Source organism: Novosphingobium humi (assembly GCF_028607105.1).
Classification (GTDB): Bacteria; Pseudomonadota; Alphaproteobacteria; order Sphingomonadales; family Sphingomonadaceae; genus Novosphingobium; species Novosphingobium humi.
Genome location: NZ_CP117418.1, coordinates 176,500 through 189,170, shown reverse-complemented (window position 1 = coordinate 189,170; position 12,671 = coordinate 176,500). Strand labels below are relative to the sequence as shown.

General features: G+C 62.5%; 9 protein-coding genes. 3 read left to right on the top strand and 6 right to left on the bottom strand.

The window, feature by feature from the left end; genetic code table 11:
* Positions 1–2 precede the first annotated feature (2 nt).
* Positions 3–767, top strand: coding sequence for an SDR family oxidoreductase (locus tag PQ457_RS16945; protein ID WP_273620024.1), 765 nt, complete (start codon positions 3–5; stop codon positions 765–767).
* A 191-nt stretch (positions 768–958) separates the two neighbouring features.
* On the opposite strand, the gene PQ457_RS16940 is transcribed toward PQ457_RS16945, so the two are convergent.
* Together PQ457_RS16940 and PQ457_RS16935 are read right to left on the bottom strand one after the other, a co-directional pair.
* Positions 959–1,915, bottom strand: a complete 957-nt coding sequence (locus PQ457_RS16940) for a sugar phosphate isomerase/epimerase family protein (protein WP_273620023.1) — start codon at positions 1,913–1,915, stop codon at positions 959–961.
* A 12-nt stretch (positions 1,916–1,927) separates the two neighbouring features.
* Positions 1,928–2,866, bottom strand: coding sequence for a sugar phosphate isomerase/epimerase family protein (locus PQ457_RS16935; protein ID WP_273620022.1), 939 nt, complete (start codon positions 2,864–2,866; stop codon positions 1,928–1,930).
* Positions 2,867–3,197: 331 nt separating this feature from the next.
* On the opposite strand from PQ457_RS16935, the gene PQ457_RS16930 reads away from it, so the two are divergent.
* Positions 3,198–3,893 (top strand): TetR/AcrR family transcriptional regulator, encoded by a 696-nt coding sequence (locus PQ457_RS16930; protein ID WP_273620021.1) that lies wholly within the window; start codon positions 3,198–3,200, stop codon positions 3,891–3,893.
* 21 nt (positions 3,894–3,914) lie between these two features.
* Here PQ457_RS16930 and PQ457_RS16925 read toward each other — a convergent pair whose 3' ends face one another.
* Together PQ457_RS16925 and PQ457_RS16920 are read right to left on the bottom strand one after the other, a co-directional pair.
* Positions 3,915–5,450 (bottom strand): tryptophan halogenase family protein, encoded by a 1,536-nt coding sequence (locus tag PQ457_RS16925; protein WP_273620020.1) that lies wholly within the window; start codon positions 5,448–5,450, stop codon positions 3,915–3,917.
* Positions 5,440–6,162: a SapC family protein gene (locus PQ457_RS16920; protein WP_273620019.1), complete on the bottom strand. Its 723-nt coding sequence runs from the start codon at positions 6,160–6,162 to the stop codon at positions 5,440–5,442. Before PQ457_RS16920 ends, PQ457_RS16925 begins: the two co-directional genes overlap by 11 nt.
* 126 nt (positions 6,163–6,288) lie before the next feature.
* On the opposite strand from PQ457_RS16920, the gene PQ457_RS16915 reads away from it, so the two are divergent.
* Positions 6,289–7,221: a cupin-like domain-containing protein gene (locus tag PQ457_RS16915; protein WP_420541004.1), complete on the top strand. Its 933-nt coding sequence runs from the start codon at positions 6,289–6,291 to the stop codon at positions 7,219–7,221.
* Positions 7,222–7,282: 61 nt separating this feature from the next.
* Here PQ457_RS16915 and PQ457_RS16910 read toward each other — a convergent pair whose 3' ends face one another.
* Positions 7,283–10,183, bottom strand: coding sequence for a TonB-dependent receptor (locus PQ457_RS16910; protein WP_273620017.1), 2,901 nt, complete (start codon positions 10,181–10,183; stop codon positions 7,283–7,285).
* Positions 10,184–10,211: 28 nt separating this feature from the next.
* The gene (locus PQ457_RS16905) at positions 10,212–12,629 is read right to left on the bottom strand and encodes a glycoside hydrolase family 3 protein (RefSeq protein ID WP_273620016.1); all 2,418 of its coding nucleotides are present in this window, start codon (positions 12,627–12,629) and stop codon (positions 10,212–10,214) included.
* Between the last annotated feature and the right edge of the window lie 42 nt (positions 12,630–12,671).

The window sequence follows — 12,671 nt, the reverse complement described above, 5'->3', positions numbered from 1 at the left end:
CCATGAAACTGACCGACAACACGATCTTCATCACCGGCGGCACCAGCGGCATCGGCCGCGCTCTGGCCGAGGCGCTGCACGGGCTAGGCAATCAGGTGATCATTTCGGGCCGCCGCCGCGCCTTGCTGGACGAGGTGACCGCCGTCAATCCGGGCATGGCCGCGATCGACCTCGACGTTTCCGATCCGGCCAGCATCGCAGCCGCCGCGCAGGAGGCGGTGGCCCGCTTTCCCAAGCTCAACGTGCTGTTCAACAATGCCGGTTTCATGCCCTTTGACGATCCGGCAGGCGCAGTCGATGATGCTATGCTCGACCGACTGAGCGCCACCAATTTCCTCGGACCGATCCGTATGAGCGCGGCGCTGGTCGACCATCTCAAGGCGCAGCCGGAGGCGACCATCCTTTATACCACCAGCGTGCTGGCCTATGTGCCGCTGGCGGGCAATGCGGCCTATTCGGCCACCAAGGCGGCGCTGCACTCCTATGCGCTTTCCCAACGCTTTGCCCTGCGCGACACCAGTGTGCGGGTGCAGGAAATCCCGCCGCCCTGGGTGGACACCGATCTGATCTACAAGAGCGGCGACCCGCGCGCCATGCCGCTCGATGCCTTTGTCGAACAGACGCTGGCCGCGCTGGCGGGCGATGATCCCGAAGTGCTGGTCGAGGCGGTGCGCCCCCTTCGGGACAATGTGGGCGCGGGCGAACATGGGCTGGTCCATGCCTTCAACCAGAGCCTGGTCGACAACCCCATCCCCGTCGGGGCCTAGAGCGAAATCCGTTCCGACGGCATCGGGTCGCTCGCTCCGGATCCTTGTTTTGCCGCGTTTTCCAAGCCACCGGATGGTTCCGTCTGGTTCGAAAACGCTCCAGGCCATCGTTAGCAAGAGGCGGGAATGGGATGCTGCGGTTTGCATGGCTCTACGCCGCGCCGCAGCATCCCGCCGCCGTCGGGCAGAGCCTAGGCGGCGGCCCTCATTTTCAGATACCAGCCGTTGAGCATCGCGCTGGTCGCGGGTTCCGGGCTTTGATCGCTTTCCACCACAGCCCAGCCGTCATAGCCCCCCGCCGCCAGCGCGGCGCGAAACTCGGCAATGTCAACAAGCCCGTCCTCATCGCCAAGCTCGCAATACCAGCGCGCGATATGGCGGGCGCCGCCTCCGCCCAGCATGAACTTTGCGGGAAAAGGCAGCCTGTATTCGCCCAGATCATCGCGGTGCAGCGCGTTCTTGAGCTGGACATGGATGACGCGGGCGGCAAAGCGCCGATACAGCGCGACCGGATCAAGCCCCATGATCGCGGCATCGGCCGTGTCCACCGACAGGCCTACGGCCGCCGGGTCGCACAGGTCCAGCAGGGCGGCCATGTCATCTTCATCCCGCGCCATGGTGACGCAATCGAAATTGAGCGCCAGCCGCACCCCTTCGCGCATGGCCATGGCGCCCACCGCATTCCAGCAATCCGCCGCAAGCTGCATCGTGGCCGTATCGCAGACATGGTTCGCGCTCCAGTCGGGCAGGGCACGCACCACCAGCCTGTCTCCGCCAAGTTCGGGCAGGATCGCGGCATATTGTCGCAAGGTCTGAAGAATCCGCCCGTGATGCGCCGGTTCGAGCGGGGAAAGCCCGAAGGCGCCCTCCTCGAAAATCGGTTCGGCGGGGTTGAAGATGAAACTGGAAACAGCGGTAATGCCGCAATCGGCCATCACATCCTTCAACCCGCGAATGGAGCCGTAGAATTTCTCGATCCAGTCCTTGCGGCCCAGCGGTTCCCAGCGTCCCGATCCGCAGGGTATTTCGACCGAATCAAACCCGCAGGCGTTCAGCGTCTTGAAGGCCCGCACATGGTCATCGCGCAGGACAAAACGATCATGGCCCGCATTCCATTGGTTCAGCCCATAGCTGTAGCGTAGAGTCATGGCGGTGCTCGGTCAGGAATAGATGGGAGACAAGACGTTGCGGGCGTACCACATCGCCAGAGCGGTCGATTCCGGATAGCTGCCGCCGCCAATGTCGGCCTTGTCATGCTCGACGCCGATCCAGCCCTGATAGGCATGCCTTTTCAGGGCCCGCATCAGCGCGGGGAAATCCACCATGCCGCCCGGCGTGCCCATTTCGTAAAACCAGCGCGGGGTGGTGCGCGCCACCAGTTCGGGATCGGGCAGCGAGCGATAGTCCTCCACCAGATCGACGTGGCGCGTATCCTTGAAATGGAAGCCGTTCACCCGCGAGGCGTATTTCTCATAAAGCGCGACCGGATCGACACCGGCAATCACATGCTGCGCGGTGTCGATATAGAGATGGACGAAATCGCTGTCCGTATGGGCATAGAACAGGTCGATCTCCTCCTGGCTGCGGATGCCGCACCAGAATTCGTGATGACAGCCCAGCTTGAGCCCGTGGCCGGCGGCCATGCGGCCCGCCCTGTTCCACACATCGGCCAGAACCTTGATGCGCTCGGCGGTAACGGGCTGGGTGTCGGTATAGCAATGGGCGGGCATGACGACGAGGTTCTCGACCTCCAGCCCATCGGCCAGACGGACGAAATGTTCGAGCATGCCGACCACGCGCCCGGCATGTTCGGGATTGTGCAATTCCATGCCGGGGCTGGCCTGGGGGGCGCACCAGAAGAGATCGACGATCTTTTCAATCCCGCGATCAGCCAGAAATTCGCGATAGCTGCGCAAGGAGCCGAACATGGCCGAGATCGCCCCCAGATTCCACGCGAACATCCCGATGCCCGTCAGCCCGACCGACGCGATCTGTTTGATGAAGCGGTCCATCTCGCGCATCGAGGCGAATTGGTTGATCGGCCCTTGCGGCGATGGCGTGCGCCAGTGATCGGCATATTGCCATTTGATATTGGACATGGCGGAGACTTTCGGGGATGCGCGGCCGATGGGATGTCCTCCCCTGGGCCGCGGCGGGTTTATCGGGAACAACCGGGGCGCGGCGCGCCCATTGCCATGGGTGCTGTCGGAGCAAAGGCAATGCTCATGAATCTCTCCCCTCTTCTGATCATGCCGAGGCCGAAACTTCGCCCCGTAAGGGCTTGAGCCCGGCTGTCCGGGACACTGTCGATTAATTAGAATTAGATTCTAATTCTGTCAAGCGGCCGACGCCGGGGGCCGATGTCGCCATCCGGCCCCCCGCGCAACGGACCGGCTTGCCATCGCGGCATGAAGCTTCTTAGGAAATGGCATGGACCAAACCCTGCCCGATGATGCCGCCGCGAACCAGTCCGCCTGGACGCCGAACGGCAGACCTGAACCCAGCCAACGACGCAGCGCGCAATCCCTGACCCGCATGGTCAAGGCGGCGCGCGCCGTCATGCTCGCCCGAAAAAGTGAGGATTTCACGCTGCAGGAGGTCAGCGCGCGGGGAAAAGTGTCGACCGGCTCGATCTATCACAGGTTTGAAAGCAAGGATGGTCTGGTCCGGGCGGTGCTGCTGGCCGAATTGGAAAAGCTCGACAGGACGGAGCGCGGGATGGTCGACAGGCTGATGGCGACCTGCCCATCGCTCGACGCCTACGTGCCGGCCTATGTTGCGGGCTTTGCCGAAATCCTGCGCGACAATGCCGTGATGATCGGTTTGGCGATGCGCCGGTCGGGCACGGACGCCAGAATGTCGAGTCTGGGCAACCGGCGCGCGTCGGATTCCGCGCATGTCGCCACCGCCGCCTTGCTGCACTTTGCCCATGAGATCGAGGGCGATGCCGCCGCCAAGGCGGCCACCGTGTTCAGGATGATCTTTGCGACAGTGTCCCGCCGCGTCATCCTCGATAGGGATGACAGTCCGGAATGTGATGACTGGGAGAGTTTTGTCGGGGAACTCTCCTGGATGTCGCTGATCTATCTGAAGTCGGCCCGGCCCGGCGGCGGCGTGGCGCCATAAGACCGGGCCAGTGCCTGTTCACTAGGATTGCCTCTGTGCCAGCCAATCCCGATTGGGGCCCAGCACGCGCCCGAACCGGGCGGCCAAGGCCCGCACCTCTTCCAGATCGCGATGCAGGTTTTCTCCCGCCGGCGGCCCCTTGGGCGCGGCGCCCGACGAGGCGGGATCGCCCATGCCATAGAGGATATATTGATAGCTGGCCGGACCAAACAACTGACAGGTCATCGGGAAATCCCCGCTGATCGGCGGGCGGCCTTGCCAGACGCGCAAATTGTCGCGCAGGGAGAACGGGATCGAACGCGGGTCGCGATTGTCCACCCAGAACGGCTCGCTGCGGTCGCTCAGCACGTAATGCAGCTTGAGAAAGTCGATGGCATCGCGCCAAACCTGATCCAGCTTGCGATTGAACCGCCCTGCCTCGATCGCCATGACCTCGCGGTCAAAAGTCAGATGCTCAGCCAGATGGTTGGCCGACACCTCGATCATCGCAATGCTGGAGGCTTCAAGCGGCTCGACAAAGCCCGATGACACGCCGATGGCCGCGCAATTGGCGACCCAGAACCGCTCGCGATAGCCCGAATTGATCGGGATGCGGCGGGGTTCGGCGGGCAAGGGCCGCCCCGAAATCGCGCGGACATAGCGGTCGAGCCGGTCGCGCGCTTCGTCATCAGAAATGTAACGGCTGGAATAGACATAGCCCACGCCCCGCCTTGTGGTAAGGCCGATATCCCAGATCCAGCCCGCCTCCTGCGCCGTGGCCAGCGTGACCGAGGCAATCGGGCTGTCGGGTTCGGGATAGGGCACCTGAACGGCCAGAGCGGTGTCAACGAACAGCACATCGCGGCAATTGACCAACGGCACCTTGTAAACCCGGTCGATCAGCACGCCATGCTGGCCGCTGCAATCCACGAAGAAATCGCCCTCGATTTCGCCATGGCGGGCGGTACGCAGGGCCAGAATGGCTCCCTCGTCATCCATCCGGCACTCCTCCACATCGTCGGCCAGATAGCGCACGCCCAGCCGCGCCATGCAGTGGTCCTTGAGGAAACCGGCCACCTTGCCCGCGTCGAAATGATAGGCGTAATTGCCGATGCCCTCAAACTCCGGGCTGCTGCGCGTCTTGGGGGCAAGGCCGGCGCGGCACAGGGCGGTCTGGAAACACACCGCCTCGTCGAACCCCATCGACGGCGCGGCAAGCCATGCCGAGGCCAGATCAACCTCGCCAAAACGATAGGGCGGGGTGAAGGGGTGGATATAGCTGTGTTCGCCCGCCGCGCCCTGTTGCCGCCACCCGACGAATTGCGAGCCTTGCTTGAAGGTGGCATCGCAGGCCGCCAGAAAGTCGCCCTCGCCGATGCCCATGACCTGAAGGCTCTGGCGGATCGTCGGCCATGTGCCCTCGCCCACGCCCAGAATGGGCACGCCGGGCGATTCCACCACCGTGATGCGCAAATCCCCACGCGCAGGCAGGCCAAGGCGCGCAGCCAGAAGGCCCGCAGTCAGCCATCCCGCCGTGCCGCCGCCCACGATGATGATCGAGCGGGATTCAGAAGGCATGGGGCGCCCTTGCCCGGTTCTTGCGCGCGATGAGATTGGCGATCTGGCCGACCGAGGCCGCCTGTTGATAGACCCAGCCCAGATAGCCCCGCCGATGCAGATCGGCCAGAGCATCGGCGGGCAGTTCGGCCAGACGCGCCTCGGCAATGGCAAAGAGGCCCGTTGGATTATGGCTCTCCCCGCCGCCCAGATCGATCCGCACATCAACCGGCTCGATCAGGCCCAGCGCATCGAGCGCGGCGGCATATTCACCCCCCTGCTGCGCGCCTTTGACCAGGGCTTCGAGCGCATCGATGATCGCTTGAAGCCTTTCGGAAGGGCGGCCATCGGAGAAAAAGAGGACGTCCCCGCCGCCCTGCGCAAAGCGCGGGCTGTCGAGGTCGATCATCAGACTGTTGCGGTCGGGATTGGCAGGGCTTTGCTGTACGGCAAAGGGTTCGCAGCGGCGCACCAGCGGGACATAGGCCGCATCCCAGCCCTCATCGGCCAGAAACAGATTTTCCTCCGCCGCAAAACCCAGCATCGCCCCCAGTTCAAACCCGCCCGTCAGCGGGGAAACGCGGAAAAACAACGGATAGGAATTGACCAGCGCGGGAATTTCCGTGGGCACCACGCCCACCATCCCCAACCCATCGCCCAGAGACGCGCCATAGCCGGAGGCCAGGCGCAGCAAGCGATGTTCTGCAAAGTCCAGCGGAACGAAATTTGCCATAATTTATTGACCCATCCCAAAAATATAATATCATTGATGAGAATAATTTGAAAAGATTATCATATGAAAAATATGTCGCAATATTTTGATGTAACGCCGAAGATCTTCGTCGAAGAAATTAAGCCGATGGCTCAACCCGCCGTCCTGAAGGGCGTGATATCGTCATGGCCTTCTGTTCAGCTCGGTCCTGACGGCCTGCTTGATCATCTTTGCGCTATCAGCTCCGGCCTTCCCATCCCTCACTTTGTCTGCGATCCGGTCCATCGTGGACGATTTTTCTATGAACCCGGCTATACCAGCTTCAACTATCGCAAGGAACTGACCCCGATCACCGAATTTGCCGCCCGGCTGCGCGCCGAGGCGGCCCTGTCCTCGCCATCGGCCCTGTTTGCCGGATCGCTGACGCTGGCAGGCTATTTCCCCGGTTTTGCCCGGAGCCACGACATCACGCCCTTCATCCCGGCCAGCCAGTTTCTGCAATCCATCTGGATCGGCAACCGGACGATGACCGCGCCCCATTATGACAATGTCGAAAATATCGCCTGCGTGGTGGCGGGGCGGCGCCAATTCACCCTGTTTCCGATCGATCAGTTGCCCAACCTCTATATGGGGCCGCTCGACCTGACGCCCGCGGGCCAACCGATCAGCCTTGTCGACATACGCGCGCCCGATTTCGAGCGCTTTCCCCGCTATCGCGAGGCGCAGGCGCATGGGCTGACCGCCATTCTCGAGCCGGGCGATGCGATCTATATTCCGACCTTGTGGTGGCATGGTGTGGAATCGCTCGATAGTGTCAATGTCATGGTCAACACATGGTGGCGCGATGTGCCGGCCTATTTCGGTTCGCCGATGACCGCCTTGCTCTCCGGCCTGCTCACCCTGCGCGATTTGCCCAAAGATCAGCGCGCGGCGTGGAAAGTGGTGTTCGACAACCTTGTGTTTGAGACCAACGGCCCCGCCTTTGACCATTTGCCCGATACGGCGCGCGGGGCCTTTGGCCCGCTCACTCGCAGCAGCGCGGCGCACTTGCGCGAAATGCTTTTGCAGACCTTGGCGTAAAGGGCCGAAGCCGCCCCAATCAGCGATTGAGGCGGCCCCGGTATGGTTCAACGTTCAGGCCTCACAGCTTGACGCGCACACCCACCTGATAGCGCCCATAGCCCTTGGCGGCATAAAGGAACTGGTTGGTGAAGCGGCCATACTGGTTCTGCGATGCGCCAAGGATGTTGACGGCATCGATGAACACCGTGGCGTGGCGGTTGATGTCATAGCTCGCGCTGGCATCAAGCTGGCCATAGGCCGCAGTATAGGTCGGCTGGTTGGCATAGAGCGGCTGGGACAGCGCGGCCAGGAACGCATCGCGATGGTTCCATGCAACGCGGGTCTGGAACCCGTTCTTTTCGTAGAAGCCCACGATGTTGTACGACTTGCTCAAACCGGGCAAGGCGAACTGTTCAAGGATATTGGTGTTGTCATAATGCGCGCCGCCCGCGGGCAGCGACACGTTGGCCTGAAGCCCGAAGCCGGTATCACCAAACACATATTGTCCCGCAAATTCAAAGCCATGGATGTTGACGGTCGGCCCATTGCTGGGCTTGGTCAATTGCCATGTGATCAACGGGTCGTTGGGCTGGCCGACAAAGGCCTGCTGGCCGGTATCGGCCACCATCTGGGCAAAGATGTTCTGCGGGCTGGCCTGTTGTCCTGCGGCCAGCACTTCAGCCGTCGCCTTTTGCGCCAGCGCGCCCGCCGAGGAATCGGTCAGCCCCGGAATGGTGACATTGCTGGTGGTCTGGGTGATGAAGTTCGACACCTGCTTGACGAAATAGTTCGCCGAGAAGTAGCTGTTGTTCTTGATATAATATTCGAACGACAGGTCGAAGTTCTGCGAAGTGTAGGGCAGCAGGCCCGGATTGCCCGACGAGATCGTGCGGTTGCCGACATGCGGGTTGGCATTGACCACCTGCGTCGAGACAAGCGATGTCAGATCCGAACGCGTGATCGTCGTGCTGTAGGAGGCACGCGCAACAAGGCGCTTGGTGATCTGCAGGCTCATGTCGATCGCGGGCAGGAAGTCATTGTAGCTGCTGCCTGCGGTATAGACCTGCGCACCGGGCAGGAACTGGGTCTGGAACTCGGTGGGGTTGTTCCAGGTTACCGACACCGGAGTCTGCTGAAGGCTGGCCGAACTGACGCTGGTGTGTTCATAGCGCACGCCCGCCTGAGCCCGGAAACGCATGCCGTTGAAATCGGCATCAAACTGCATCTGGGCATAGGCCGAGAAGGTGCGTTCCTTGATCAGATTGTCCGTGGCCGGAACGGTGCCATAGCCATAGCCCGAAGGATAGGCGGGCGCTGGGCCAGTACCGTTGTAATTGGGCAGACCGGCCAGCGCCTGCGACACCGCAAACGGATTGAAGCTGTAGAAATAGGGCACCAGAATGTCTTTGCCACCACCCGACAAACCGTTCAGCAGCGAGGAGGAATTGACCTTGGTGAAAAGCGAGGACGGCAAGGCCCCGTCAAGACGCGGATCATAATAGCCGTTCGAGATATTGCCGCTGTTGTAAACGGTAAAGCCCGTCTTGGTCTGCTTGTAGTTCACGCCAACCTTGATGGCGCGCAACCCGCTGTCGCCATTGTTGCGCCATTCGGTTTCCAGCCGCGCCTCGTCAATGGCGGTACGCTGGCGGTTGAGATTGTGCTGGCCAAACAGCGGCGTGATCAGCGAGGTGTTGAGATTGTTGACGTTATAGGGCGACTGGAAGGTCCAGGTCGTCGTGGGGATGGCCGTCTTGGTCGAATCAAAGATCTTGTTGATCGAATAATTCTGGTCCTGACCCACAATGTAGAACTGGCTTTCGTCGGTCGAATTGTTGACCGAATGATGGGCGTCGGCCGTGATGGTCAGATTGTCGAACGCCTGCCACTTCACGTTGCCGCCCAGCGAGCCGAGCTGGTTGCGCTGCTGGTCGTCGGTGCCGGTATAAGACAGATCGGAACCCGCATCGACCAGATTGGTCATCGTGCCGTTCTGGTCGATGGTTGCGCTGCTCAAGGCGCCACCATAACCAAACCATGCGCCAAAGCTGTTCTTGAGCGCGTGGTCCTTATACAGGGCATAGGTGTAGTCGATGGTGCCCACGATCGTGTCGGTGGGCTTGAACTGCAGCACAGCCTGACCGTTGATGCGCGTGCGGTGATGGTTTTCCACCGCCCAGTTGGCATCCTGCGGCGCCCAGGTGGGACCGTTCTTGTTGCTGCGGTTATCGGTGATCGTGGCCGCGCCCAGATAGACGTTGTTCAGCCAGCCGCGCGTATAGGCCGACTGGACCTGGCTGTCGCGTTCGGAATAGGAACCGTTGAGCAACACGCCGATGCGGTCATCGGCAAACGTGTCGCTGACCAGACCCGAGAATTCGGGCGTCACATGGAAGCCCGAGCGCGAAGTGTCATCGGTGCCCTTGACCTGGGCCGAAGCGCGCAGACCATTGTGATCGAAGGGACGCGCGGTGTGGATGTCGATGGTCGAGCCAATGCCGCCCGATGCCACATCGGCGCGCCCGGTCTTGAACACATCGATGCCCGACACGCCATCGGCCGAAATATTGGCGAAGTCAAAAGAGCGCGTGCCGCCGGTGCCGCTGCCCGGCATCGAACGGCCGTTGAGCGTGACAAGGTTGAACTCCGGCCCAAAGCCGCGCACCGTGACGCGCGAGCCTTCATTATTGGCGCGGTCGATCGAGACGCCGGGAATGCGCTGGATCGATTCGGCCAGATTGGTATCGGGCATCTTGCCGATGTCTTCCGAGGTGATCGCATCGACCACACCCTGCGTGTTGCGCTTGATGCCCACGGCATCGGCCAGCGACTTGCGCAGACCCGTCACGACAATCGCACCGGGTTCTTCAGCGGCCGGAGCGGCAGCGGCGGCCTGCTGGGCCTGTGCAGTCCCGGCACCGCAGGCAAGAACGATGGCGACCCCGGCAAGCGAGACCGCAGTTTTTTGTATTTTCCTCATGACCATCCTCCTGGAAAAATGTTTTTCTTCAGAATTTTGCTTCAGTGCAGCTGATGTTTGCCCCACCGGGGCGAACCTCGATCGTGGCGATTTTCATGCCCAGCGGCGCGCCCACATTCAGATCGACCCCGGCAAGGGCACCGGGCGCATTTCCGGCAAGGCAGACCAGAGGGATATGGGCGGTCTGCCACCCGCGCCCGGCCGCCGCGCGCAGCGTGGGTGCCAGATCGACCCGCGCCTCGGCCGCGCCGCTCTGCGCGATGCCGGTCAGCGTGACCGGGCCGGTGGGCGCCTGATCGATCGTGTAGCGCAGCACGACCTCACCCGAGGCCGCCCCGGCAAAGGGCTTCATATTGGCAACGGGCCAGCTCAGCCGCAGATCGGCGGGGCCTTTCCAGATCAATTCGCGCGCATCTTCCTGCGCGGAATAGTCAAAGCCCATGACCTTCAATTGCTTGCCCGCGCCGACGAAGCCATGCAGCAGCGTTTCGTCCGCGCCCTCGCGGATGCTGGCATCGACGCCAGCGGCCAGACGCTTGTGAAACACTTCAAACGTGCCGCCCGCGGCCGCATTAAGCGCCGCGCAGGTTTGGCCCAGCACCGGCAGACGCGGCGCAGGATGGCGATAGCCGCCGCCATAGTTCACGCTGAACAAGGGTTTGCCGCTGTCATCGCAGGCGGCGGGCCAATGGAACGGCAAACGCCCGGAAAAGTCCGTCTTGCCGCCGATCAGCACATCGGCAACCCCCTCGCCCTCGCTGCCCGGCAACCATGCCGCGACAAAGGCATCGGCGAGCGCCAGTTCACGATTGACCCACAGGGGACGCCCCGACAGCAATACGGCCACGGTCGGAATATGCGCGGCCTTGAACTTGCGCAGCAGCTTCAGCCCTTCCTCGTCATGCAACGCATGATCGGGCCGGTCGCCGACAAATTCGGCATAGGGTTGCTCGCCAAACACGACGATGGCTACATCGGGCCGCGCGGAATAGCTGCCGTCGGCCGATAGCGTGGCCTTGGCCGCCGCTTTGGCGATGCCGCCATAGATCGAGGTCGCGCCGGGGAAATCGGCATTGGTCAGATCGCCGCCGCCCTGCCAGGTGATGGTCCAGCCGCCAGCCGCTTGCGCGATATTATCCGCCGCGTGTCCGGCGACGAGAATGCGCGCCGATGATTTGATCGGCAGAACTCCATTGTTCTTGAGCAGCACCAGCGACTTGGCCACCGCCTCGCGCGCCAGAGCGCGGTGTTCGGGCGAACCCAGCACATCCCATTTACCCGCCAGTTCACGCTGCGCGGGCGCGGGCTTTTCGAACAAGCCATCGCGCAATTTAACGCGCAGCACACGCCCCACCGCCTCATCCAGCCGCGCCATGGGGATCGTGCCGTCACGCACCTCGCGCAGCAGATTGTCATACAGGGCGTGCCAGTCATTGGGCACCATGAACACATCCAGCCCGGCCAGCAGCGATTTGGGGCAATCGCCGTTGCTGCATCCGGGCACCTGCCCATGAGCATTCCAGTCGCCCACCAACAGCCCGTCAAAACCCATCTTGCCGCGCAGCAGATCGGTCAGCAGCGCCTTGTTGCCATGCATCTTTTCGCCGTTGATGCTCGAGAACGAGGCCATCACGGTCTGCGCGCCCGCCTTGATCGCCGGGACATAGGCGGCGGCATGGGTGGCGATGATGGTGTTCAGATCGCCGCGCGTATCGCCCTGATCGACGCCGCCCGTGCCGCCATCGGCAAAGAAATGCTTGATGCTGGCCAGCACATGGCGCTGATTGAGAAACTCTTTGGTGCCCAGCTTGCCCTGAAGCCCCTCGACCTCGGCCACGCCCATGCGCGCCACGATGGCGGGATCTTCCGAAAAGCTTTCATAGGACCGGCCCCAGCGCGTGTCCTTGACCACGGCCAGCGTCGGCGCAAAGGCCCAGTCGATGCCGGTAACGGCGATTTCCTCGGCCGTGGCCGCGCCGATGCGCTGGACCAGCGCCGGATCGCGCGCGGCGCCCAGCGCCACATTATGCGGAAACAGCGTTGCGCCGATGATGTTATTATGCCCATGCACCGCATCCGTGCCCCAAAAGGGCGGGATGACCGGCTCGCCGGCCGGAAGCGGTTCGGTCCCCGCGCGATACATCGCATCGGCCAGCGCCAGCCATGCCGGAGCCAGAGCCTTGTCATTGCCGCCGGGGCCGGAATTGCCGCCGTTCAGGATCGTGCCGAAGCGATAGCGGCGCATATCCTCGGGGGTGATCGAGCCGATGTCGGGCTCGATCAACTGCGCCACCTTATGCTCGACGCTCATATGGGCAAGCAGATCGGCAATGCGCTGCGTTTGCTGGTTTTGCTCCTGTGTCTGCGCCGCGACGGGCATCCCCATCGCCATAGCAGCCAGACTGAGGCCACAGATCAGCCCCTGACGGGCCCATTGCCGGTTCATCGCGCTCTCCCTTGCCGCCGCATTGGCGGCCGACTCATTGTG

Excerpts from the sequence above, each read along its gene's own strand:
- PQ457_RS16920 (WP_273620019.1), bottom strand. The coding sequence starts at position 6,162 with ATGGCAAATTTCGTTCCGCTGGACTTTGCAGAACATCGCTTGCTGCGC.
- PQ457_RS16925 (WP_273620020.1), bottom strand. The coding sequence starts at position 5,450 with ATGCCTTCTGAATCCCGCTCGATCATCATCGTGGGCGGCGGCACGGCG.
- PQ457_RS16910 (WP_273620017.1), bottom strand. The coding sequence starts at position 10,183 with ATGAGGAAAATACAAAAAACTGCGGTCTCGCTTGCCGGGGTCGCCATC.
- PQ457_RS16940 (WP_273620023.1), bottom strand. The coding sequence starts at position 1,915 with ATGACTCTACGCTACAGCTATGGGCTGAACCAATGGAATGCGGGCCAT.
- PQ457_RS16905 (WP_273620016.1), bottom strand. The coding sequence starts at position 12,629 with ATGAACCGGCAATGGGCCCGTCAGGGGCTGATCTGTGGCCTCAGTCTG.
- PQ457_RS16945 (WP_273620024.1), top strand. The coding sequence starts at position 3 with ATGAAACTGACCGACAACACGATCTTCATCACCGGCGGCACCAGCGGC.
- PQ457_RS16935 (WP_273620022.1), bottom strand. The coding sequence starts at position 2,866 with ATGTCCAATATCAAATGGCAATATGCCGATCACTGGCGCACGCCATCG.
- PQ457_RS16930 (WP_273620021.1), top strand. The coding sequence starts at position 3,198 with ATGGACCAAACCCTGCCCGATGATGCCGCCGCGAACCAGTCCGCCTGG.
- PQ457_RS16915 (WP_420541004.1), top strand. The coding sequence starts at position 6,289 with ATGGCTCAACCCGCCGTCCTGAAGGGCGTGATATCGTCATGGCCTTCT.